This window comes from Clostridium sp. AF35-15, from assembly GCF_003477745.1.
GTDB lineage: Bacteria > Bacillota > Clostridia > Lachnospirales > Lachnospiraceae > Otoolea > Otoolea fessa.
In genome coordinates this window covers 173,745-199,361 of record NZ_QUDY01000003.1, presented here as the reverse complement: position 1 = coordinate 199,361, position 25,617 = coordinate 173,745, and the positions used below count along the sequence as shown (strand labels likewise).

Here is a 25,617-nt window from a genome sequence, read left to right as displayed (position 1 = left end):
AAGATTTAATCCTTTAACCTTTTTGAAATCCGAATTCCTAACGAAAAAAGTCCGGCGGAGCTTTTCCACCGGACTTTTTTTCTGCATATTTCTATATTTTACAATCCTTCAGCCATTTCATACAGCAGACGCTCGGAATCATCCCATCCCAGACACGGGTCGGTGATGGATTTTCCGTAGATGTGTTCGCCAACTTTCTGGTTGCCTGGTTCGATGTAGCTTTCGATCATGACGCCTTTGACGAAATTACGGATATCGTCGGAGTGACGACGGCTGTGGAGTACTTCCTTGACGATACGGATCTGCTCCATGTATTTTTTGTTGGAGTTGGAGTGGTTTGCATCGATGATGCAGGCCGGATTCTTCAGATCACGCTCGTTGTAGAGGTCTAAGAGCAGCTTCAGGTCTTCGTAGTGGTAGTTCGGCAGGCACTGGTCATGCTTGTTGACAGCACCACGCAGGATGGTGTGGGTCAGCGGGTTGCCCTGTGTCTTTACTTCCCAGCTGCGGTAGATGAACTCATGACCGTGCTGTGCTGCGTGTACGGCGTTCAGCATGACGGAGAGTGCGCCGCTGGTCGGATTCTTCATGCCGACCGGTACGTCGATGCCGCTGGCAACGAGGCGGTGCTGCTGGTTCTCAACGGAACGTGCGCCGACTGCAACATAGGACATAACGTCGGAAAGGTAGGTCAGGTTCTCCGGGTATAGCATCTCGTCTGCGGTCGAGAAGCCGGTTTCTTCGATCACACGCATGTGAAGTTTGCGAATCGCGATCAGACCCTGGTATAAGTTTGGCTTACCTTCCGGATTTGGCTGGTGTAAAAGTCCCTTATAGCCGTCACCGGTTGTTCTAGGTTTGTTGGTATAGATTCTAGGAACCAGAATCAGTTTGTCCTTCACTTTCTCCTGTACCTTGGCAAGACGGTTTACATAATCAATAACCGCATCTTCCCGGTCAGCAGAGCACGGACCAATGATGACAAGAAACTTGTCGCTGTCGCCTGTAAAGACGTCACGGATAGCAGCGTCCTTTCGAGCTTTTTCTGCGGCCAGCTCCGGTGCCAGTGGAAACTGTGCACGAATCTCGTCCGGGGTCGGCAGCTTGCTGACATATTCAAATCCCATGAGTTTTATCCTCCTGTATTGTCTAAAAGATTTTCGCACTTTAAAGCGTATGATGTTTATTATAGTATAGAAAAATCAAATCATCAATAGGTTGAGGGAAAAGAATTTTATTTCTTTTATGCTATTTTTATGTGGCTTTTATAAAATAGACCGTAGTCTATAAAAATGGTTGACGTATTTATTAAAAAAGTGTAGAATATATTCCATATCAGCAATATTTAATTTTAGTTTGATATAGTTCCATATGAAAACGGAACCGTTCATGCCTCGATTGACTGAGAGCAAGGGCGCGGCGGTCACTGTTTTTGTACGAATCCCGCACAAGCGGGAGCAGCGTTTGTTTGTTTGGTGCTGCATATGTTTGCGTGTTTTCCGAGAAAAACAGAACATTTAGCAGAAATCTGGCACTTCATTCGTCCCTATTATCTGGGGGCGTTTTTTTATGCCTTAGGAAATTGTGTCCTATGACACAAAAACGTTCAGATGAATGCGTACAGCCGACAGAAATGTGGAAAAATGAGATACTTATTTTAGGAGGAGAGCGCAGTATGAATGGATATAAAAAGCTGATGGATATTGTGGCGATGGTTGAGAAAACCGTGCTGGTAGTCACGATGCTCCTGATCCTTGTACTGACGGTGGGAAATGTATTTTCCCGTAAGGTGATTCACCAGTCCTGGTCCTTTACAGAGGAGCTGGTTGTTGCCATTTTCGTATTAATTACGCTGCTTGGCGCGGCGCTGTCTGCGCGTGAGGGCGGATTGGTAGGCTTAAATCTGGTAACAGAGCGTCTGCCGAAATCAGCAAAGAAGCCGGTTGTGATTCTGATTACGATCTTTTCGGTTCTCTTTATGGGAATCTTATTTTACTATGGCATGGACAAGGTACTGGCGCAGCTTGCGAACCAGAAACGTACCTTTGTGCTGAACTGGCCGGAGTGGATCTTCTGGTCCTTTGTACCGATCGGTTCGGCGTGCATGATTCTTCATTTTATCGAGTTCTGTCTCGATGAGTGTACGAAAAAGGAGGACAAATAAATGGTTAGCGCAGTTCTTTTTATTACCTTTTTCGTATTATTGGTGCTGAATGTGCCGATCTCCGTCTGTCTGGGACTTTCTTCCGCGGCGGCGATCCTGTATTCCGGTACTTCTTTAACGATTGTAGCGACGAATATTTACTCCGGCATCAGTAAATTCCTGCTGCTGGCGATTCCGTTTTTCGTATTATCCGGAAATATCATGGCGAAGGCGGGGATTTCCACGCGCCTGATCCGTTTCGTTGACACCTGTGTCGGTCACAGAAAAGGCGGCATTGCGAATGTGTGTATCATCGTAGCCTGCTTCTTCGGCGCGATCTCCGGTTCCGGTCCGGCGACGGTAGCGGCCCTGGGTGCGGTCCTGATTCCGGCGATGATAGAGCGGGGCGGTTTCTCCGCAGCCTTCTCGACGGCATTGATGGCAACTTCCAGTTCCATCGCGATCGTCATCCCGCCGAGTATCGCGTTTGTCGTATACGCGTCGATCACAGGTGTTTCCATCGGAGATATGTTTATGGCAGGCATCATTCCGGGTATCCTGATGGGTCTGGCTCTGGTAGTTGTCGTTATGCTGGAGGTACGCCGCAATCATGTCGTGCCGTCCAACGTAGAGAAAGCATCCGCAAAAGAGCGCTGGAACGCATTTAAGGATGCATTCTGGGGATTTTTGATGCCGGTCATTATTCTGGGCGGTATCTACGGAGGCATCTTTACACCGACCGAGGCGGCAGCCGTATCCGTTGTGTACGGTCTGTTTGTCGGTATGATTATTTATAAGGAAGTAAAATTTAAAGACCTGTGGGAAATTCTGATTGATTCGGCAAAGACCACCGGCGGCATCATGCTGATCGTAGCGTGTGCGTCGCTGTTCTCCTTTGTCTGCACCCGTTTCGGTATTTCGACGGCTGCTTCCGAACTGTTAGCAAGAGTGGCAGGCAACCAGTTTACTTTCTTGCTGATTTGTAACATTATTTTCCTGATCGCGGGCTGCTTTATTGATGCAAATTCTGCGATGTACATTTTCATCCCGATCATGTTGCCGGTCTGCAAGGCACTGGGCTACAACGTGATCGCATTTGGTATCATGGCAACGGTCAACCTGGCAATTGGTCAGGTAACACCTCCGGTCGGTGTCAACCTGTTTGTCGCGATCGGCATCAAATTAAGAGACGGTATCCGCGTAACGCTGCAGGAGATTTCCAGGGCAGTCGTTCCGATGGTAGCCGCTTCCATTGTTGTTTTACTGATAATTACTTATATTCCGCAGATTTCGACCTGTCTGCCGGCGGCACTGGGAAGTGCGGCAGCCATTGAAAATGGCGAGACAGCCGGAGGCGACAGCGGAACCACCCAGACAGACAATGACGATTTCAACACGATCGGCGATTACAGCGATCTGGATTGGGCGGATATGACCTGGAACTTTACGTGTTCCACAACCGAGACAAGCACCTGGGCACAGGCGGGACGCAAGTTTGGCGAGCTCATGGAGCAGGCGACCGGCGGCAAGGTCAAAGTAGATGTTTACGCAGCCGATCAGCTGACCGGTGGAAACCAGTCTGAGGGCATCCAGGCACTGATGAACGGCGATCCGGTGCAGATTTCGATGCACAGCAACCTGATTTATTCGGCATTTGACCCGCGGTTCAATGTTGTATCACTGCCGTATCTGTTTGATTCTGTTGAGACAGCGGATGCAGTCTTAGATGGTCCGGCGGGCGACAAGCTGGTTGAGCTCCTGGAAAGCTATGGCCTGCATTGTATGGGTATGGCGGAGAATGGTTTCCGTCAGCTGACCAACAGTGAACATCCGGTTCGTTCCGTGGAAGATTTGAAGAACCTGAAGCTGCGTGTGGCTGGTTCGAACCTTCTGATGAAGTGCTATGAGCTGTGGGGCGCAGATGCGACCAATATGAACTGGTCCGAGACGTATACGGCGCTGCAGCAGGGCACGGTAGACGGGCAGGAGAACCCGCTTCCGGCGATTGATGCGGCGAGTGTACAGGAAGTACAGAAATATGTTTCCCTGTGGAACGCAAACTATGACTGCCTGTTCTTCTGCATCAATCAGAAGCTGTATGACAGCCTGACACCGGAGCAGCAGGCGGTTGTTGATGAGGCAGGCCGTAAGGCAGTTGCTTACGAGCGTGAGATCAACCGTGCAGGCGATGAGGAGATTCTGGATCGCTGGCAGACTAAGAACGGTGTGGAGGTGCTGAAATATGAGGATCTCGACATCGAATCCTTTAAGAAAGCAGCTGAGCCGGTAACGGAATGGTTTATCGGAGAACTGAAAACCCAGGGCTTTGATGATGCAGAGGATCTGGTAAACACCTTTACTGAAAATGCGGCTAGTGCAGTTAAGACGGCGGGCATTGAAAATTCTTCGACCTATCAGGTGGAAGATCACAGTGACCTAAACTGGCCGGAAATGACCTGGAACTTTACGTGTTCCACGACAGAAACCAGTACCTGGGCACAGGCAGGACGCAAGTTTGGCGAGCTGATGGATCAGGCAACGGGAGGCAAGGTCAAAGTAGATGTTTACGCAGCGGATCAGCTGACCGGTGGAAACCAGTCCGAGGGCATCCAGGCGCTGATGAACGGAGATCCGGTGCAGATTTCGATGCACAGCAACCTGATTTATTCGGCATTTGACCCGCGTTTCAACGTGGTATCGCTGCCGTATCTGTTTGATTCAGTGGAGGACGCCGACGCGAAGCTGGACGGCGAGGCAGGTCAGAAGATGGATGAGATTCTTTCTTCCTATGACCTGCATTGTATGGGTATGGCGGAAAATGGTTTCCGTCAGCTCACGAACGGCGTGCGCCCGGTTCGTTCCGTGGAAGATATGAAGAACCTGAAAGTGCGTGTGGCTGGTTCAAACCTTCTGATGAAGTGCTACGAGCTGTGGGGCGCAGATGCGACCAACATGAACTGGTCCGAGACTTACACGGCATTGCAGCAGGGGACGGTAGACGGACAGGAGAACCCGCTTCCGGCGATTGATGCGGCAAGCGTACAGGAAGTACAGAAATACGTTTCCATGTGGAATGCAAACTATGACTGCCTGTTCTTCTGCATCAACCAGGATATTTACGACAGCCTGACACCGGAGCAGCAGGAGGTAGTCGATGAGTGCGGCAAACTTGCCGTTCAGTACGAGCGCGAGATCAACCGCGCAGGCGACGATGAGATCCTCTCCAGATGGCAGTCCAAGAATGGTGTCGAGGTCATCCCGTATGAGGATCTGGATATCGATTCCTTCAAGGCGATTGTAGAACCGGTAACCGAGTGGTATATCGGGGAATTGAAAAAACAAGGTTATAAGGATGCGGAAGAGCTGGTTGCTGCATTCAAATAGGAAAATTAGAAGTTTGAAGTTAGAAGTTTGGTAAAATTGAATCATTGAGTTTGGTTTTCTGGCGGTTCTGGTCCTTGGGATCAGACCGCCAGATTGCGTATATGGGGAAATTTACGTTACTGGGCACGTATGCGTGAACAGTAAGATGCCAAATATTTCAATGTAAATTTCAATCGGGCAAATATTGTGGTTGGCAGTTTGATATGATAAGATAGTTGGTATGAGTGCGATGAAAAGCGAGATAAATAAGGAAGAAAAGGAAAAATATATGGGATGTGTACATCTGTACTGCGGCGATGGAAAAGGAAAGACGACGGCGGCGATCGGTCTGGCGGTCCGGGCGGCAGGAACGGGAAAACAGGTAGTTGCTGCCCGCTTTTTAAAAACGGACCAGTCTGGGGAGGTGGAGATTTTAAAGCGGCTCCCGGAGGTGACGTTGATTCCCTGTGAAAAAACATTTGGATTCACGTGGAAAATGACCGATGAAGTGAAGCAGGAGGCAGCGGATTATTATAAAAGTATGTTTGAGACAGCGTGCCGTGAGGCAGTGAAGCGGTGTGGGAAAACGGAGGATTCAAGAAGCAGGAAAATACAGAATAATGAAACCTGCGATGTTCTGCTGGTGTTGGATGAGGTCTGCGCTTCTCTTTCTTCGGGACTTTTGGAGCTGGTGGATATAGTGGATTTTCTGGATCACAGACCAGCGGGGCTGGAGGTTGTGATGACGGGGCGGAAACCGCCGGAGGAGCTGCTTTTGCGGGCTGATTACGTGACAGAGATGGAAAAAATCAAGCATCCGTTTGACCGGAAAATCCTGGCGCGGCGGGGAATTGAATATTAGAGAGGGGACTCTGAATGGGATTTATAAAGAGAAAGCATCGTCCGGAGTACGCTGCAGTGCAGCGGGAATGGGCAATGTGGGTAAAACAGATGGAAAAAACACTTCCGGGTTACGGGGAGCAGAATGAGGCATTGCACTGGATGGTACGGATTCTGACGGGGGTGCGGGTTCTGTACTGCCTGTTTTATCTGATTATGACATTTGTCTATGGAATGGAGAAAACAAATGCGGTCATGACGCTTTTGGGACCGTTTATTTTTTATGGCTGGTATATGCTGATGCTGCGGGAGAGCCCGGTGCTTACGGTGTTGATGCTGATCGGGCGTGGGGCGAGTATCGTGTGGGGCGGCGTATCGCTGCTTCAGATGAGCTGGTGGCTGCCATTTCCGCTGGTTTTCATGCTGGTGACGGCGGCGGCAATCGAATTTATCGAGGCGGTATTCTGCATCTATATGCTGTTTAACCCGCTGGCACGGCACACAATCCGCTTAAACCGGGCATTTGCACGTGGAATGCGCGTACAGGTGCCGGATGAGGGGCTGGAATAGATGGCGGCGTATCGGAATGAAGCGGCGATACTGTACACGGGTAGGCACTTTTGGAACCGAAAGTGCCGTAAGAAAACGTGGCGGCAGCAGGAATTTTCTGTATTTAAATGCGAAGCCACGGCAAATTCCGTTACTGGGCACGTATGCGTGAACAGTAACGAGGCGGCAGATGAAGAGGACAATGAGGAAGTCAAGTCTTGATTTTTACAGAATACTCTGATACAGTGGAGTCAAGACAGGATTCCGCCAACGGATCTTGTGGGACGTAGAAAAGGCATAGAAAAGAAAGAGGTAAAATATGGCAGATAATAAGAATATGACGCAGGAAGAGATCGACAACGGCGAGGAGATGACCGTGACTCTGACATTGGATGACGGCAGAGAGATTGAGTGTGTTGTTCTGACGATTTTCCCGGCAGGCGGCAAGGATTATATTGCCCTTCTTCCGATGGATGACATCGAGGCAGAGGACGGAGAGGTATATCTGTACCGTTACAGCGAGGATGAGAACGGACAGCCGAACCTGGAAAACATCGAGGACGACGATGAGTATGAGATCGTGGCAGATGCGTTTGACGAGCTTCTGGACGAGCAGGAATATGATGAGCTGGTCGGCGAGGACGAGCTGGATCAGTAATTAGGCAGGCAAAAGACAGGACGCCCAGGTACTTCGCAGGCAGAAACGGCGAGGCATCTGGGCGTTTTACATCTTTTCAGGGGTGGTACGATGGAACTGAAACAGGAGTTAAAGCTCAAACAGACCTTGTCCCAGAAAATGATACAATCCGCAAATATTCTTCAGATGGGGCAGATAGAGCTGAAAGAGTACATAGAAGAGATGGCGCTGGAAAATCCAGTGGTGGATCTGGAAGAGCGGGAGCCGGAGAACGGACGGCTGGAAGAAAATGGAGAGCTGAACGAGAAAATCAGCAGACTTGAAGAACTTGCCAGCCTTGACCGCCAGAACCAGACCTATTATCAGGATGAGGAAGAAGAGGCGGGACGATTAGAGCCGGGACGGAGCCAGGAGGGGCTTTTGGAATCACTTCTGGAACAGGCGTGTATGCTGCATCTGACGAAAAGAGAAGAAAAAATATTCCGCTATATGATCAAAAATCTGGATGCAAGCGGATATCTCAGCGTGAATTTTGGAGAACTCTGCGCTGGGCTGGGAATTGAGGAGACAGAAGGGGAGCGTATCTGGAAAAATTTTGGCAGGCTGGAACCGCGCGGGATCGGGGCGCGGTCGCTGAAGGAGTGCCTGTTGATGCAGTTGTCTTGCTTGGAAGAGGACGGCAGCGCGGTGATTGATATTGTTCAGAATGAAACGATGCGAACCGAAATGCTGGCAGCACGCATCATTTCCAACCATCTGGATCTTCTTGGGAAAAACCAGATGAAGCAGCTTGCCCGTGCATGTTCCTGCAAACTGGAGGAAGTGCTTTTGGCAGCAGCGCGGATCCGGGAGCTGAATCCCAAACCAGGAAGCGGATATGGGGATGAGAACTATGATAAATATATCGTACCAGATATAATTATTACCCAGACGGAACACGGATTTGAAATGCAGCTTTCCGATGAGACACTGCCGCAGATTGCCATCAATCCGTATTATCTGTCATTGATGAAGCAGAAAGATACCGAGACGGAGGCAAAGGACTATATTGAGGGGAAAATCCAACAGGCTGAATGGGTCTGCCAGTGCATTGGGAAGCGCAATCAGACATTGTTGCGGCTGGCAGAAGAGATTTTGTGCGTACAGGGGGAGTTTTTTGCAAAAGGAAGTGGAAAACTGGCTCCGTGGACGCAGAAACAGGCGGCTAAATCGCTGGGGGTCAGCGAGCCGACGCTGAGCCGGACAGTGCGTGAAAAATATCTGCAATGCCGCTGGGGGATCTTTCCGCTGTCATATTTCTTTTCAAGACACATGGCTGCGGGGGGATTTGGGATGACGGATAAGGGAAGACTGGCAGATCGGGAAGAGGCGGCGAATCAGGAAGAAACGGCGGTTCAGGCAGAAGTGGTGAATCGGATAGAAACAGGCGGAGATCCGCGGGAGGCAATCCGCCATCTGATCAAAACGGAAAATCCGAGAAAGCCGTTCAGCGACCGCGTGTTGTCAGAAAAACTGGCGGAAGCGGGGATCACGCTGTCGCGGCGGACCGTGGCGAAATACCGGGAAGAAATGGGAATCCGGGATGCATCCGGGCGGAAATGCTTTGGTATCTGACAGAAAACATAGACAGAAAGACAGAGGGAAAACTATGTCATTGCAATTTATAATCGGTGGTTCCGGTTCGGGAAAGACACGGACATTGTATGAAAATCTGATCCGTCAGTCGATGGAAGAGCCGGACGGACGTTTTTTTGCTCTGGTGCCGGAACAGTTTACGATGCAGACGCAGAAAGAGATCGTGATGCTGCATCCGAACCATGGCGTGATGAATATCGATATTGTCAGTTTTGAGCGTCTGGCATACCGGGTGTTTGAGGAACTAGCGATTGAAAATCTGGCGGTGCTGGATGATATGGGAAAATCGATGGTTCTGCGGCGCGTCTCATCGGGCGTCCGGGGAAATCTGCACCTGTTTGGAGGGCATCTGGACAAGGCGGGCTTTATCAGTGAGATCAAATCGATGCTGTCTGAGTTTTTCCAGTACGGCATCACGGAGGAAAAGCTGGAGACGCTGATCGGGGAGACGAAAAGCCCGCTGCTGCGCCAGAAGCTTCTGGATATGCAGGTTTTATACCGGGCATTCCAGGCGTATACCGAGGAAAAAGTGATCGTAAAAGAAGAAATTTTAAGCCTTCTCTGCCGGGTGCTGCCGCAGTCACAGCTCATCCGCGACAGCGTTGTGACGCTGGATGGCTATACGGGCTTTACGCCGATCCAGTATGAGCTTCTGGAACTCTTATTCCGGTGCTGCCGGAAGGTGATTGTGACGGTCACGATGGATCCGGAGGACAACCCGTACCGCGAGAGCGTGCAGCAGAAGCTCTTTTACATGAGCCGTCATACCGTCTGCCGTCTGATTGACCGTGCTGCAGCTGCCGGATGCAGCCGGGATGAGGATATTTTGTTGAAAGAAAAACCAATGTGGAGATTTAAGGACAGTCCGGAACTGGGATTTATTGAAAATGAATTGTTCCGATATAGGGGAAAGGTGTATCATTCTGGGAGCGGAAACGAAAGCGGGGCTGCGGCTGAACACGGCCGGGAAAGCCTGCGTCTAATTGAAGCAGCAACCCCGCAGGCGGAAATCTCTTTCTTATGCGGAGAAATCCGGCGTCTGGTGGCATCGGAGGGCATCCGTTACCGGGAGATCGCGGTGATTACCGGCGACTTGGAGACATATTCGCCGGAGATTCTGAGGCAGTTTGAGAAGAATCAGATCCCGTGTTTTATTGATTATAAGAAAAATATTTTAAGTAACCCGATGGTGGAACTAATCCGGGCGGCGCTGGAGGTGCTGCAATCGGGCTTTTCCTATGAATCGGTGTTTCGATTCCTGAAAACAGGGCTGGTGATGCCGCTTGCGGGGCTTTCACCGGAAGTGATCTATCAGGCGGAAAATTATGTGATTGCGCTTGGAATCCGCGGGTTTAAGCGGTGGAACAGCACATGGGAGCGCGTGTACCGGGGGGCTGAGCTTATCAATCTGGATGAGTTAAATCAGTTCCGCGAGGCGGTTGTCACACCATTTCTGCCGCTTCGGGAGGTGTTTTCCAACCGCAAAGTAACGGTGCGCGAGCGGACGGAGGCGCTGGTCCATTTTCTCGAAGCATTTGAGATGGAGCAGAAGCTGGCGGCGATGGCGCAGCAGTTTGAAGAAGTAGGCGATATGAGTCTTGCCAAGGAGTATGGGCAGGTGTATGGGCTGGTGATGGATCTGTTTGACCGGATTGTGGCGCTTCTCGGCGAGGAGATCATGGGACAGCGGGAGTATGCAGAGATTCTGGACGCCGGTTTTGCGGAGATCAAGGTAGGACTGATCCCCGCGGTCGTGGACCGGATAGTGGTCGGCGATATCACGCGAACCCGTCTTTCCAATATAAAAGTGTTGTTTTTTGCCGGAGTCAATGACGGGATAGTGCCGTCTGTTTCGGGACGCGGCGGGATCCTTTCGGAGGCGGATCGCCGGGCGCTGCGGGAAATGCAGGTAGAATTGGCGCCGACCGCGCGGGAGGAAAGCTTTTTGCAGCGATTTTATCTCTATCTGGCGCTGACAAAGCCGTCGGACTATCTCTATCTGTCGTGTGCGGCGTCCTCTGCCGAGGGAAAAGCGATGCGTCCTTCGAGTCTGATGCTGCAGCTGCTTAAATTATTTCCGGAGAAACGTCTGGAACAGCCGGAGGAAGAGAAGGAAGCGCTCTGGTCGCCGGAGCTTGGCATGAGCTGGGTGCTTCGGGGACTGCAGGATGAAAAAAGCGGGGAAAATGACCAGTTTATATCGCTGTACCGATACTTTATTCAGGCAGAATCGTACCGGGATGAAATGCAGGCGCTCTCGGATGCTGCATTTTATACCTATCAGGATACGGGCATCGGGAAGGCGGCGGCGCGGGCGCTCTATAGCCCGATTCTGCGGGGCAGTGTGACGCGTATGGAGCTGTATGCGTCGTGTGCGTATGCACATTTTCTTTCGTATGGGCTGGAATTGTCGGAACGGCAGATGTACGAGATTGCCCCGTCGGATATCGGAAATCTGTTCCATGCGGCGATCGACATGTATTTCACGCGGATGAAAGAGGAAAATCGTCTGTTTTCCGGCATTTCGGAGGAAGACCGCCAGAAAATGGTGGCGGAGTGTGTGGCGTCGGTCACGGAGGAATACGGTAATGCGATTCTGGGAAGCTCGTACCGGAACCAGTATCTGGAACGGAAGGTATACCGGATCACGGATCGGACGATCTGGGCACTGACGGAACAGCTAAAAAAAGGTGATTTTGAGCCAGCCGGGTTTGAGGTCAGTTTTTCACCGATGGATCACCTGAAAGCGATGCGGATTCCGCTTTCAAGCGAGGAGGCGATCCATCTGCGCGGGCGGATTGACCGAATCGATCTCTGCGAGGATGGCGACCGGCTGTACCTTAAGATCATTGATTACAAGACGGGAAAAACGAAATTTGATCTGACGGATATTTATTATGGATTGCAGCTGCAGCTGGTTGTCTACATGGATGCGGCGATGGAGAAGATCGGGCGGGAATACCCGGATAAAACGGTGGTTCCAGCGGGACTTTTCTATTATCATATCGAGGATCCGATGGTGGAGCGCAAGCCGGTGGAGTCGGAGGAGGAAACGAATGCCGATATTTTGAAGGCACTGCGGATGAACGGGCTGGTAAACGGCGATCGGGAGGCACTGGCACATCTGGATAACCGGCTGGGCGAGGAGGCGACGGCGGATTCGGATGTTGTGCCGGTTTCGATTAAAAATGAGGCGATCGTTGAGCGGCGTTCGCAGGCGGCAGGGGAAGAAAAATTCCGTGTGCTGGGCGCGTATGTGAACCGGAAAATGAAGCATATGGGGCGGGAGATTCTGGATGGAAACATTGCGGCGTCGCCGTACAAAAACGGCCAGAAAACGGCGTGCGATTATTGCCCGTACCACAGTGTGTGCGGATTTGATTTGAAAACGGACGGCTACCAGTTCCGGCGTTTTGATAAGCTGAGCCCGGAGGAGATCTGGGGGAAGATGGAAGAAAAGGATAAGGAAACGGAACGGTAAGTTTGTGTTTGGCTGTGACTGTGGGAATGAAAGAATGAACCAGTCATGAAAAAGGAAAGGGCGAGAAATGGCAGTAAATTGGACCAGGGAACAGAAGCAGGTAATTGAGGGGCGGGAGAAAAGCCTCCTGGTGTCGGCAGCGGCCGGAAGCGGCAAGACCGCGGTGCTGGTTGAGCGGATCATCCAGATGATCACGGAGGGGGAGAACCCGAAGGACATAGACCGCCTGCTTGTCATGACTTTTACCCGGGCGGCAGCGGCGGAGATGCGGGAGCGGATCCAGGCGGCGATTGAGAAAAAACTGGAATCGGAGCCGGAAAATGAACATCTCCAGCAGCAGGCAGTTCTGGTTCAGTTTGCCCAGATCACGACGATCGACAGCTTCTGCCTGCATATCATGCGGGAACATTTTGACCGGCTGGACATCGATCCGGCATTCCGGGTTGGCGATGAGGGCGAAATGCTTCTGATGCGCGCTGATGTGATGGATGGGCTGCTGGAAGATTATTACCGCGACGGCGGGAAACGGTATGAGGAGTTTGTGGACGCGTATGCGACGGGCAAGGCGGACGATGGAATTGCCGAGTATGTGATGCAGGTCTACAATTTCTCCCAGAGTAACCCGTGGCCGGATGCGTGGTATGAAAAATGCCGTGAGGAGCTGCTCTTGACCGAACAGGGAGAGCTGGAGCAGACGGAGTGGATGCAGTTCCTTTTGCGTGATATTGCATTGCAGGCGCAGGAGTGGAAAATACAGCTTCGGGAGGCGTGGGAGATCTGCCAGGAGACGGGGGGACCGATGCCGTACCTGCCGATGATCGAGGAAGATCTGCGCCATGCGGAGGCAGTCTGCGGGGCAGCCGGTTCGTTTGAAACGATCTCGGAGGCATTGGAACAATTTACGTTTTCGCGTCTGGCGGCGATCCGCGGCAAAAACGGGGAGGTCGATCCGGAGAAAAAGGCGCTTGTTTCCGACTGCCGCAGCCGGGTCAAAAAAGCAGTTGAAAAGTTAAAAGGAGAGTATCTGTTTGCCTCCCCGGAGCAGATGCTTGCGGATATGGAAGCTGGAAAAGAGCGGATTTTGGAACTTTTGGAGCTGGCGCAGGAATTTGGACGGCGGTTTAGGGCGAAGAAGAAAGAGAAAAATGTGGTGGATTTTCATGATCTGGAACATTTTGCGCTGGAGATCCTGACAGAACCGGAAGCAGAATGTTCTGAGGCGGAGGAAACTTCAAGTGCAGAAGAAACCGATCAGATGCAAGGGAAAAATGCCTGGACAGTGCGCGTACCAGGCACAGTCGCGGATGAGCTCGCCGTGCAGTACGACGAAATTCTGGTGGACGAGTACCAGGACAGCAACCTGGTTCAGGAGACGCTGATCCAGTGCATCAGCGGTGAACGCTTTGACCGCCCGAATGTGTTTATGGTGGGCGATGTCAAGCAGAGTATCTATAAATTCCGCCTGGCGAGACCGGAATTATTTCTGGAAAAATACAGCACATACACGTCGGAGGAGAGCGCGCACCAGAAGATCGAGCTTCACCAGAACTTTCGAAGCCGGGATCACATACTGGAATCGATCAATGCGATTTTTTACCGTATCATGACGGAAAAGCTGGGAAATATATCCTATACGGAAGATGCGGCACTGCATCCGGGCGCAGCCTTTGAAGAGCGGGATGGCCTGGATGAGTTAAAGACGGAGCTTTTGCTGGTGGATTTGTCGGCGCAGCCGCAGAAAGAGACGGAATCCCCTGAGTTAGATGATGAGGCAGCCGATTACACCTCCAGAGAGCTGGAAGCGCGCATGATTGCCGGAAAGATCCGTGAGATGACGGATAAAGAACGGGGGATCACGATCTGGGATAAGGAGCTTGGCGCTTACCGTCGGGCGCAGTACGGGGATATTGTGATTCTGCTTCGAAGCGTCAGCGGATGGGCGGAAGAATTTATCGAGGTGCTGGCGACGCAGGGGATTCCGGCGGTCGCAGAGTCTCGGACGGGATATTTTAATACGCTGGAAGTCGAGACGGTGCTGAATCTTTTGGCAGTCATTGACAATCCGATGCAGGACATTCCCCTGGCGTCGGTGCTCAAATCGCCGTTTGGCGGCATTTCTGATGAGGAGATGGCGTGGATTGTGGCGGAACATAAGGCGGGCGTTGACCGGTCGCGGGATGCAGGGCTTTACCGGGCGGTTGTGGAGTATATGAACGAGGATGGACCGGTGAAGTCGAATGACGAAAGTGACGAGTCGTCGATCGCGGATGCGTTTCGTTTTCAAAAAAATAAATTAATTCAAAAGAATAACCTGCGCCGAAAACTCCAAAAACTCTTTACTCTCCTGGATACATTCCGCCAGGAAGCTGTTTACCTGCCGATGCACGAGCTCCTCTACCGGATTTACGACAAAACGGGCTATTACCGCTATGTGTCGGCGCTTCCGGGCGGGGCGGGACGGCGCGGCAACCTGGATATGCTGGTGGAGAAAGCGGCTGCTTACGAGGCGACGAGCTACCGGGGCGTGTTCCATTTTATCCGGTATATTGAAAAATTGAAAAAATATAACACAGATTTTGGCGAGGCGCCGGTGGCGGATTCCGAGGGAACGGTGGTGCGGATCATGAGCATCCACAAGAGCAAGGGGCTGGAATTTCCGATCGTGTTTGTGGCTGGAATGGGAAAAAATTTTAACAAGCAGGATACGCGGGGGAAACTTCTGATCGACGCGGATCTGGGAATCGGAACCGACTATCTGGACAGCGAGAAGCGCATCAAGGGACCGACGCTCAAGAAAAATGTGATGAAACGCCGGATGGAACTGGAGGCGCTGGGCGAGGAACTGCGTGTTCTTTACGTGGCGCTGACGCGTGCGAAGGAAAAACTGATTCTGACGGCGTCCTCCCGGAAATTGGAGGATCGGATTGCGAAGTGGAGCGCAGTGGCAGCCGAACACGGGGCGATTCCGTATACGATTCTGACGCTGGCTTCCTCTTATCTGGATTGGATTTTGATGAGTATTCCGGAAAAAAATCCGTGGATTTCATATCAGATGGAAACGCTTTCCGACCAGATCGACCGTGAGATCGGCACGCAGATACGCCAGACGTTATCGAGAGAGTGGCTGCGGTGGCTGGCGGGGGAGGACAGCCATTTGTCGAATGACGAGAATCATCCAAACACGCAAAATCGGCTCGAAAATATCAGGCAAATAGAATCGATCATCAGCAGCAACTACCATTTCCAGTACCCATACCTGGACGATCTGAGTCTCAACACCAAGATGTCCGTTTCTGAACTCAAGAAAAAGGGCATGGAGGAAGAAGAGGAGGAGATGGTATTTCTGCCGACGCTGCCAGTGTTTATGGAGAAGGAGCAGGAAGAAAAAGGCGGCGCGACGCGCGGTACAGCGTACCACCGTGTGTTGCAGTTTTTGCCGTTTGAGCAGGCAATGTCGAGACAGGAGTTAAATGCATTTCCGGCGAAGCTGGCGGCTGAGGGGCGGATGGATGCCGAGGCGGCGGCGTTGGTGCGCGGCTCAGATCTGGCAAAACTGACAGCCAGTTCATTGGGAAAACGCATGCAGAGAGCGGCAGCAGCCGGGAAACTGTACCGGGAAAAACAGTTCGTCATCGGTATTCCGGCGCGCGAAATGGGCGACTGGGATTCGGATGAGCGGATTCTGATACAGGGTATCATCGACGCCTTTTTTGAGGAGGACGGCAAGCTGGTTCTGGTGGATTATAAGACAGATTATGTGGAAAATTCAGACATTCTGATCCGCCGCTATGAGGCACAGGTGCGCTACTATACCCGCGCACTAGAACAGATGACAGGAAAAAGGGTGGCGGAGCGCTACCTGTATTCGTTCCGGTTTGGGGCGATTGAAGTGTAAGGCAGTGATTCTGGATACAGATAGGCACGTTCGGAGCCGATCGTATTTCCAGTCAATACGCCGGGATATGCGGCGCAGGAGGATCTGACGGAGTACCGGAGTTTTACGGATTATACGGATCAGGGCTTTGTTTATGTCCATGCGGGCTGCCGCGGCCGATAATTTTATAGAGTGGGTCAATGCGTGCTGCGCCCAGAGGAATTAAAATAATAAAATTAGAGAAATAAGTTTTGGTTAAAGGGTATCATCCGCCATCAGAACCGCTACCTGCGTCAGAAAATTCTCAGGATTTTTGTGCTGGGGCGGTCCCTCCAGATAGAGGTGGCGGGCGGTGCCCTTTAATGGAATCTGATATTTGTTTGCATACGCACAAAGATGCTTCACAATTACAGGAAGACCTTCATAGGCACCGTGATAAAAGATACAGAGCGCTTTCTGGCGAGGCAGGGTGACGAGATGTTCACCCCGGCTTTCCGGCGGGACGGCGATGCAGCAGGTAAAATCGCCCGGATTCGAAAGGTTGTATTCGGTGAAAAACATATGCTGGGTGGTGTCAGAACCATATTGGCGGATCGCCTTGATGAAGACGCCACGTAATTGCTCTTTCTTGTCTTCAAGTTCTGTCGAATGCAGATCCTGGCAGTAAACGGTCTGGGCGGGAAGTTCTATCTGTCGGATTTCAAAGTCATTGTGCCCTTTTGAATGTTCTTTTAATTTCTCAATATTCCGGCTGATCTCGTCACGCAGATCTTCCAGACGAGTGATCAGCGGCTCCAGATCCGTCGTGCCGTGATAATAGGCATAGATATCATCCAGCGACAGACCGAGATTCTGCAGAATGCGGATGCTCCGGATGCGCGAGACGGTGTCTGCTGTATAGTAACGGTTTCCATTGATACCGTCTCTCTGATCCGGCAGAATAAGACCCTTGTCTTCATAATTTAAAATCATGCGCCGGGTCACTTCCAACGCTTTGGCTGCCTCGCCGATCGAGAGCAGCCGTTTTTTATCGTGCGTCATAAAACCTCCTGTTAGATATCCATAAGATGTGCAATCATGTATATTTGTCATGTAGGATTCTGGTGCAATTTTTTACACTCATAGTTGTGTATAATTACATGAAAAATAAGTAAAAATTATATAAATTAGCTAAAAAGGGATTGTATCGTACATCAATGTACGGTATATAATCATTTTATTGAAAGCGGGATGCCGTGTCAAGTATTCCGCCGATGCAAAACACCACACAATTTGTCATACTATGTACGTTGAAAAGGAGTATCCGGGCAGGCAGGAGCGTCAGACATTGGGGAGAATGAGTATTTTATATACAGAAAGATTTGATGGCTCATCTGCAAACATCTGCCCGGAGAAACATTTCAACCAAAACGCCTTTATTGTATACCTATGATGCTGCGTTTTATCTGGAAAAATCAAGAAAGAATTGACATTTGAACGCCTTCCATATATGCTTGAACCAATATGATTTTCGATTTGACAGATGGGAAAATCAATGGAAAATCTAAGCAGATATGGGAGGCTTTTATGGATCAGGAAAATCAGACACCACACAAACGGCGTGTCAGATATAAAGGAAAATATCCAAAAAAATTTGAAGAAAAATATAAAGAGTTGCAGCCGGAGAAGTATCAGGACACGATCCAGCACGTGATTCAGAAGGGAAATACACCAGCGGGCATGCATATTTCCATTATGGTGCAGGAGATTCTGGACTTTTTGCAGATCCAGCCGGGGCAGGTCGGATTTGATGCGACGCTAGGATACGGCGGACATACGAAGGCGATGCTGGCCTGCCTGAAAGGGCAGGGACATATGTATGCGACCGATGTTGATCCGGAGGAATCTGCCAAGACGCGGAAACGCCTGGAAGAAGCGGGCTATGGCGAGGACATGCTTTCAATCCGTCTCCAGAACTTCTGTACAATCGATGAGATTGCCAAAGAAGCGGGTGGTTTTGATTTTATTTTAGCCGATCTGGGCGTGTCTTCGATGCAGATTGACAATCCGAAGCGAGGCTTTTCGTTCAAGGTAGATGGACCGCTGGACCTGCGCCTGAATCAGGAAAAAGGCATCAGCGCCGCCGAGCGCCTTGACACGATCGAGCGTGAGGAGCTGGCGGGCATGCTGTACGAAAATTCAGACGAACCGTACTGCGAGGAGCTGGCAAAAGCGATCACGGATGAGATCCGCCGTGGAAATCGGATCGATACGACCACGAAACTCCGTGAAATCATTGAAAAAACATTGGATTTCCTTCCGGAAAAGGAGAAAAAGGAGACAGTCAAGAAGACCTGTCAGCGTGTTTTCCAGGCGCTCCGGATCGATGTAAACCAGGAATTTGAAGTACTCTATGAGTTTATGGAGAAGCTTCCAAATGCGCTTCGACCGGGCGGACGGGCAGCGATCCTGACCTTCCATTCCGGAGAGGATAAACTGGTGAAAGCGGCGCTCAAAGAGGGATATCGCGCCGGTATCTATAAAGAATATTCCAAAGATGTGGTGCGCCCGTCCGCGCAGGAGTGCGTACAGAACCCGCGTGCCCGCTCGACGAAGATGCGCTGGGCGATCCGGGCGGACGAGTAAAATGAATATAAAAGAAAATATATGAAAAAACAGGGCAGCTGTTCCGAGCAATATGGGAGCGGCTGTCCTGTTTTTATTGTGAAGATCAAAGAGAGTCCATGTGAAAAATTTCGGGCGCAGTGATGTCTGGTTCTGCAAAAATCCGATTAAAAGAGCAAAAATGTTTTTTTTGCGAGATTTCTGTTTCCGGTGCGTATACTATAAGATTACTTTTCAGAAAATAGAAAAGTGGTCACAGTTGTGAAAGAAAAAACAGCTGCGAAAAAAACAAATACGCGAGAAAGTTTCGTGAGAAAGAGAGGAAACGCATTGAAACAGGAAACACAAAATGAATTGGAACGATTTAGGGATTATTTGAGAGAACAGGAAAAAAGCAGCCACACGATCGAAAAATACTGCAGGGACGTGAGAAAGTTTTTGATGTTTGCTGATGAAGACTGGGATAAAAATACAATTATATCTTTTAAGGAATATCTGCAAGCTCATTATAAAACGTCCAGCGCCAATTCGATGCTTGCGTCTCTGAACAGCTACTTTCATTTTATCGGAAGACAGGAATACTGTGTCCGCACGTTCCGGGTGCAGAAGCGGATTTTCTGTGATGAGAGACAGGAAATGACGCGCAGCGATTATCAAAAGTTAGTTAAGGCGGCGCGGGAGCGCGGCGATGAACGCCTCTGTGCGATATTGCAGACGATCGCGAGCACGGGCATACGAATCAGCGAGCTTTCATATATTACAGCGGAATCGCTGGCACAGGGGGAAGTAGTGATCGACTGTAAGGGAAAACAGCGGGTGATCCTGCTGCCGCAGTCGCTGATGCTGTATCTGACGCAGTACTGCCAGAAGCAGCGGATTGTGAGAGGCAGCATCTTTGTCACAAAAAACGGGCAGGCAGTCCGCAGACAGAATGTGTGGGCGGACATGAAATCCGTCTGCACCGAAGCGGGTGTTCTTCCGAGCAAGGTATATCCGCACAATCTGCGCCATCTGTTTGCCAAGATATTTTATGAGCGCGATCACGATCTGGTCCGTCTGGCAGACTATCTGGGTCACAGCAGCGTGGAAACGACAAGACGTTATACGATCATCAGCAGCCGTGAAGCGTGCCGCAGACAGCTGGAATTAGGTTTGTTGATTGATAGGGAAAATTGACGAAAAACATAATGGGAATTATGTCATGAAATGGAAAAAATCTGCATACATATCTAAATATATGATTCTATTATTAAGTTTATCACTTCTGAGAAAGAATTTCAACATACAAAGGCGTTAAAAACAGTACTTGAAATAACACAGATATTCTATCCAAAATCTGGAAAATTCGACAAAAGCTTTGCAAATAAAAGAAAAAATGAAACAGTCGGATATGACATAATTCCCATTATGTCATCCGGGGAGGTGGAGTATGTGAGAGAAGATCTGACGGGGCGCCGGTATGGACGTCTGACTGTCTGCCGGGAAATAAAACAGGCAGCAAAAAGCCGCCGCCATTACTGGCTGTGCCGGTGCGACTGCGGGAAAGAAAAGACCGTGGAGGAGTCCCATCTGAAAACAGGGCATACGAAAAGCTGCGGGTGCTATCGGAAGGAGCTTCCGTCCAGTCGGCGGATCGATCTGACAGGCCGTCAGTTCGGACGTTTGAAAGTGCTTGAAGAGGCGGATAATTCCAACCGGACAGGCGGATATTGGAAATGTGTCTGTAGCTGCGGACGCCTGATTGAGGCATCCAAAGAAAGCCTGTGCGCGGGAAAAACCAAGAGCTGTGGGTGCCTGCAGGCGGAGACACGAAAGAAAAACATGAAAAAAGCGATTCATTTTGTAGGCGGAACCTGCCTGGAACGAATCGCCAACCAGAAAAATACGGCAAACAATACAAGCGGCTACCGAGGCGTCTACCAGCGGGAAAATTCCCGGTGGCGGGCAGCGATCGGCTTTCAGGGAAAAGTGTACAACCTTGGAACCTTCGTAAACCTTGAGGATGCGGTGGCAGCGCGGAAAAAAGCAGAAGAGGAATTGTACGAGCCATTTTTGCGGGAACATGGCGTGAAAGCGGTGCAGAAGGGAGGTATTTAAATCTGCATAAGGGGACCTGCGTTGATGATAGATAAGACAGGAGGCAAAAAGAATGAAAAAAGCGAAGAAAAAGGGGAAAAGTTACAGTCAAGGATGGTTTGAACGTCAGTCAAGGCGTTTCATGTCAGTGCTTTTGTGCAGCAGTATGTTGAGCACAAGCGTGGCAAATACAGCCGCATTTGCAGCTGCCACATCCGAAGGAGGGGATGAAAGACAGGAATTTTCATTGGAAAAAGAAGTCCTCAGGCAGGCAATCCGGGATGCTGCTAAAAAAGGAAAGACAGTAAAAGAGGATGCATTTACGTTTTCCGGCGATGAGGCAGAAACCTACGAGGGACTGTTTGAAGAAGGAAATCTATATGAACTGCATCCAGATTTCGAGAAGAAAAACGACCGGCTTACTTTGAAAATGTATGCCCGCTTAGAGGATGAAGAGGACATGGATCAGTATACGATCAGCGGAAATGAAGAAATTATTTTCCTGATGACCAATTCTTCTTCAAAAGAGCGCACCGGACGGATTCTGGTGGATGGAAGAGCCAGCGCATGGATGACGGTTGCGCCATTTGGTGAAGTAAAAAAGCAGGTTGAGCTGGAGACAGAGGAAGCGGTTCCGACCGAGATAGAAAATGAGGTAAAAGAACCGGAAAGTGCAGTTCCGGCAGGAAGTGAAGATATCACAGAAGAGGATACGGCTCTGGAGGACGATGTAAAGGAGCAGGAAAATGCTTCAGATACAGGTAACAATCAAATAAAAGAAGAATCGGAAGCAGCGGATGACAAGAAAGATTTATCGGAACCGGATTCTGAGAACGAGAATGAAAAAGCAGACATGGATGCGTTCGAAACAGATACATCCGATGCAGATACATCGGATTCAGAAAATGACAGCGCCCAGGACGAAGGTTCAGTTCAGGTATCACGTTCGGCTCATTTTTCGATGTTTTTGACTTCAGCTGCAATGGCATCTCCGTCTGATGCAAAAGAAGAAGAGAACGAGAACGATGAAAACGAAAAAAATAAGGCGATTGTAGGCGACGAAGCAGAAGAAGACAATTTCGAACGCATTCTGGGGGATTCATATGAAACGGTAGGCATTAAGAATGCATCCGCAGCCGCATTTGTAACTTCCGCGATGGAGCTTGGTCTGACAGACGTAGCTGTTTTGTCGGCAGTGGAAGTGGAAGAAATTCCACACTGGCAGATTTCGAAGTCTAAAAAAGCTACCAATCTGGACGAAAATTTTGAATCCCAGGTAACACTTTCCCTTCCGTCAGCGGAGGAAAAACTGGAAAATGACATTGTGTTTGTGCTGGATAAATCTACCAGCGTGCAGCTGGAAAATGAGGCGTTAGAGATGCTTAAGGAGCTGCAGGCGCAGGCAAAGGAAAATGGCGCAAAAGTAAAGGTTGGAGTCGTTATTTTCAATAAAGAAGCGCACAAGTCTGACTTTATGGATTTGGGAACCCAGTATGATGCGATTGCGGCAGCGATCCGTGAGAATATTAGCAGCGGAACGAATCTTTCGGCTGGAATCCTTGCAGGCAAGAAAATGCTGGATGAGGATACGCAGGTGGCAGCAGGAAGAAAGAGTCTGGTGCTTTTAAGCGATGGCATTACCTATATTTTTGGGGAAAAACCGACGGCGGTTGCCTGGGGATTTGAGAATGATGGTTCAGAACATTCCTGGGCGGGACCGGATCACTGGATTCTTAAATATGGGAATAATAAAGCATTATCGGAGGATGAGTGGAACGAGCGCCTGGGTACAATCAAAGCGCAGATGGATGCACAGGGCGATGCATTTGACCATTCATATGAGCCAGGAGATTTAACGCCATGTACCCCACCTGATGAAGGAAAAAAATATGCCAATAGCGTTGATAAAGCGCTCTATCTTTCCTATGAGGCATATCTGGAAGCGGCGAAGGAACAGTATCACTGCTATGCGATGCCGATTGGTTCATCTGCTGGTGAAAGCTATCCATGGGGACCGAGCTTTGTGAAATATCTGGCAGACGGAAAAACGGTAAGTTTTGAAGATATCAAAAATGATATCCTTTATGCCGTCGATCGGGACTCGACTGTGGAAGATTATATGGGTTGGGTCAAGGATGACTACAATTTTGACTTAAAGAGCATCGACCGTCTGACTGTTGGCGGCAGGGAGCTTTCTAAATGGAAAGATGGAAATACCGTTTATTTTGGAAATGAAGACGTGAATGCAGCTCAATATCGTTTTAAGGTGGAATACGATCCGTCGGATAAGGAAGGAGGAGAACATTTCATCTGGACGATGAATGAGGCGGTAAAAAATAATGAACCGGTGCAGCTGACCTATACGGTAAAACTGGTAAATCCGAAGAACAATCCAGGAGAATCGTATGGACGGTACGATGAAGACGGAAGCGAAGAGTATGATGGACTTTATACGAACCAGAAAGCAGTGCTGCATCCGGTTGGAAGCGATCAGGAAAAAGGAAAAACGGAAGTATTTTCGAAACCGACTGTATCATATACGATTCCGGGAGGAGAACTTCCGACGATTCCAGAGGGAGGAACTTCTAAATCGAAGACAGCGGAACAGCTGGATGAAAATTTTAAGTCTCAAGTGGCTTTGTCCTTGCCGTCAGCGGAGGAGCAGCTGGTAAGTGATGTGGTGCTTGTCTTAGATAAATCAACCAGCACGGGACTGAAAGAGCAGGCATTGGAAATGCTTCAGAACCTCAAGAAAGAAGTGCAGGAAAAGGGAGCAAAGGTCAAAGTGGGAGTAGTGCTCTTTAACAAGGAAGCGCATACGGATGGATTTATGGATTTGGAGACCCAATATGAGGCGATTGAAGCAGCCATTTGTCAGGAAATTAAGAGTGGAACCAATCTTCACGCAGGTATTTTAGCGGGTAAATCAATGTTAGACCAGGATACAGGAGTGGAAGATGAACGCAAGACACTGGTAGTTGTCAGTGATGGTATTACCTATATGTTTAATGAGAATCCGACGGCGGTTGCCTGGGGATTTATAGCAGATTCTCCGAAACATTTTGCAGGACCGGATAACTGGAAATCCAAGTATGGAAATAATCAGGCACCGACGGACTGGAATGCATGGCTGACCGGCATAGGAGCCAGACTTTCAGAGCAGAAGGATACACACGACTATCCATATGGAACGGAACCGGATGCATCGCTTATTACACCGGTGGAGGAAGCAGGAAATTATGTGAATTCGATCGATAAGGCATTATATCTTTCATACGAGGCGTACGCACAGGCAGCTTCGGAAGGATATCACTGCTATGCGATGCCGATTACGCCGCCCGGAACGGCAAGTAACTATGAGTGGGGAATGAGTTTCATGCGGTACCTCGCGAATGGAAAGCAGGTTTCATTTGACAGTATAGAAAATGATATTTTGTATGCCGTTGATAAAGGTTCTGTTGTGAAAGATTATATGGGCTATGTGAAAGAGGATTATAACTTTGATTTCGATCACTTAGACCAGCTGACAGTAGGGGGAAAAGCGCTTTCTATGTATCAGGAGGGCAACACCTGGTATTTTGGAGACGGAGAACCGGGACCGCAGAATTATCGTTTTAAAGTGGTATATGACGCGGGAAATAAGGCAGAGACAGAGATGTTTACCTGGTATATAAATGAACCAGTTTCAAACTTTGCACCGGTGCAGCTGACCTATACCGTAAAACTGATAAACCCAAAGACGGCGGATGGAACCTATGGAAAATATGACCGGGACGGCAGCCAGCACTATGAAGGGCTCTATACCAATCAGGAGGCGGTCCTGTATCCGGTAGACAGCCGTGGAAATGAGTATCGGCCAGAAGAATTCCCGAAGCCGACCGTATCATATGTGGTAGAACATGGAAGCCAGGAACCGGGATCTGATCCTACCCCGACCCCGAATCCAGGCAATAACGGAGGCGGAAGCCACGGCGGTCACGGAGGCGGAAGTAGTTCTGGCAGTAAAAAGTCTTCGACCACAACCGCGTCGGGACCGGCAGCCCAGCCGACGGAACCGGTTACGCCGGTTGTACCAGAACCTCAGCCGGTTGTACCGGCAGAAGGACTTCCGAAGACCGGGGATACGGATCGGATGGATGTGCCGATGGCTCTGCTGGCAATTGGAATGATGGCAGCAGCTTATGTATTAATGACGGGCAGAAAAAAGACGGAAGAGTAAGACGAGACATAGAAAAATAAAAATTGCCCGGTTATAAGAGCAGGTTTTTAGGGCGGCGCCAGAAAAAATGGCGCTGTCCTAAAACTATGCTGTTATCTGTTTCGTTTTGTATGCAAATTAATACATCATTTATAAAAATATATAATTTGCTTAACAAATAAAGGCGCAGAACGTTTCACGGGCAAAGATGGAGGGA

Annotated in this window: 14 protein-coding genes; 12 read left to right on the top strand and 2 right to left on the bottom strand. The window is 49.8% G+C overall.

Going from position 1 to position 25,617, the window contains the following annotated elements; genetic code table 11:
* Positions 1-98: 98 nt before the first annotated feature.
* Positions 99-1,127 carry a 3-deoxy-7-phosphoheptulonate synthase gene (locus DWZ76_RS05240; RefSeq protein WP_118472094.1) on the bottom strand — a complete coding sequence of 343 codons (1,029 nt, stop codon included), beginning with the start codon at positions 1,125-1,127 and terminating at the stop codon, positions 99-101.
* A 548-nt stretch (positions 1,128-1,675) separates the two neighbouring features.
* Here DWZ76_RS05240 and DWZ76_RS05235 point away from each other — a divergent pair.
* The 8 genes from DWZ76_RS05235 (at position 1,676) to addA (ending at position 16,543) form a co-directional block, all read left to right on the top strand.
* The gene (locus tag DWZ76_RS05235) at positions 1,676-2,164 is read left to right on the top strand and encodes a TRAP transporter small permease (RefSeq protein ID WP_117796365.1); all 489 of its coding nucleotides are present in this window, start codon (positions 1,676-1,678) and stop codon (positions 2,162-2,164) included.
* Complete coding sequence (locus DWZ76_RS05230) at positions 2,165-5,527, top strand: TRAP transporter large permease subunit (RefSeq protein WP_118472093.1); 3,363 nt, start codon at positions 2,165-2,167, stop codon at positions 5,525-5,527.
* A 220-nt stretch (positions 5,528-5,747) separates the two neighbouring features.
* Positions 5,748-6,368: a cob(I)yrinic acid a,c-diamide adenosyltransferase gene (locus DWZ76_RS05225; RefSeq protein WP_333489812.1), complete on the top strand. Its 621-nt coding sequence runs from the start codon at positions 5,748-5,750 to the stop codon at positions 6,366-6,368.
* Positions 6,369-6,382: 14 nt separating this feature from the next.
* Positions 6,383-6,916: a hypothetical protein gene (locus DWZ76_RS05220; protein WP_118467928.1), complete on the top strand. Its 534-nt coding sequence runs from the start codon at positions 6,383-6,385 to the stop codon at positions 6,914-6,916.
* Positions 6,917-7,214: 298 nt separating this feature from the next.
* On the top strand, positions 7,215-7,553 hold the full coding sequence (locus DWZ76_RS05210) for a DUF1292 domain-containing protein (protein ID WP_022358993.1): 339 nt from the start codon (positions 7,215-7,217) through the stop codon (positions 7,551-7,553).
* A gap of 90 nt (positions 7,554-7,643) precedes the next feature.
* Entirely contained in the window at positions 7,644-9,146 is a 1,503-nt protein-coding gene (rpoN, locus tag DWZ76_RS05205) for an RNA polymerase factor sigma-54 (RefSeq protein WP_118472091.1), read from the top strand.
* 34 nt (positions 9,147-9,180) lie between these two features.
* Complete coding sequence (gene addB / locus DWZ76_RS05200) at positions 9,181-12,648, top strand: helicase-exonuclease AddAB subunit AddB (RefSeq protein WP_118472090.1); 3,468 nt, start codon at positions 9,181-9,183, stop codon at positions 12,646-12,648.
* A 67-nt stretch (positions 12,649-12,715) separates the two neighbouring features.
* On the top strand, positions 12,716-16,543 hold the full coding sequence (gene addA, locus DWZ76_RS05195; RefSeq protein WP_118472089.1) for a helicase-exonuclease AddAB subunit AddA: 3,828 nt from the start codon (positions 12,716-12,718) through the stop codon (positions 16,541-16,543).
* 234 nt (positions 16,544-16,777) lie between these two features.
* On the opposite strand, the gene DWZ76_RS05190 is transcribed toward addA, so the two are convergent.
* Complete coding sequence (locus tag DWZ76_RS05190; RefSeq protein WP_118683898.1) at positions 16,778-17,563, bottom strand: MerR family transcriptional regulator; 786 nt, start codon at positions 17,561-17,563, stop codon at positions 16,778-16,780.
* A 525-nt stretch (positions 17,564-18,088) separates the two neighbouring features.
* Between DWZ76_RS05190 and rsmH the strand changes: the two genes are divergently transcribed.
* The 4 genes from rsmH (at position 18,089) to DWZ76_RS05170 (ending at position 25,421) form a co-directional block, all read left to right on the top strand.
* The gene (gene rsmH / locus DWZ76_RS05185; RefSeq protein WP_107000320.1) at positions 18,089-19,147 is read left to right on the top strand and encodes a 16S rRNA (cytosine(1402)-N(4))-methyltransferase RsmH; all 1,059 of its coding nucleotides are present in this window, start codon (positions 18,089-18,091) and stop codon (positions 19,145-19,147) included.
* A 309-nt stretch (positions 19,148-19,456) separates the two neighbouring features.
* On the top strand, positions 19,457-20,302 hold the full coding sequence (locus DWZ76_RS05180) for a tyrosine-type recombinase/integrase (RefSeq protein WP_118472132.1): 846 nt from the start codon (positions 19,457-19,459) through the stop codon (positions 20,300-20,302).
* 255 nt (positions 20,303-20,557) lie between these two features.
* A complete protein-coding gene (locus DWZ76_RS05175) occupies positions 20,558-21,223 on the top strand; it encodes a hypothetical protein (RefSeq protein WP_117796377.1) in 666 nt (221 codons plus the stop codon).
* 52 nt (positions 21,224-21,275) lie between these two features.
* Positions 21,276-25,421 carry a vWA domain-containing protein gene (locus tag DWZ76_RS05170; RefSeq protein ID WP_118472087.1) on the top strand — a complete coding sequence of 1,382 codons (4,146 nt, stop codon included), beginning with the start codon at positions 21,276-21,278 and terminating at the stop codon, positions 25,419-25,421.
* Positions 25,422-25,617 lie beyond the last annotated feature (196 nt).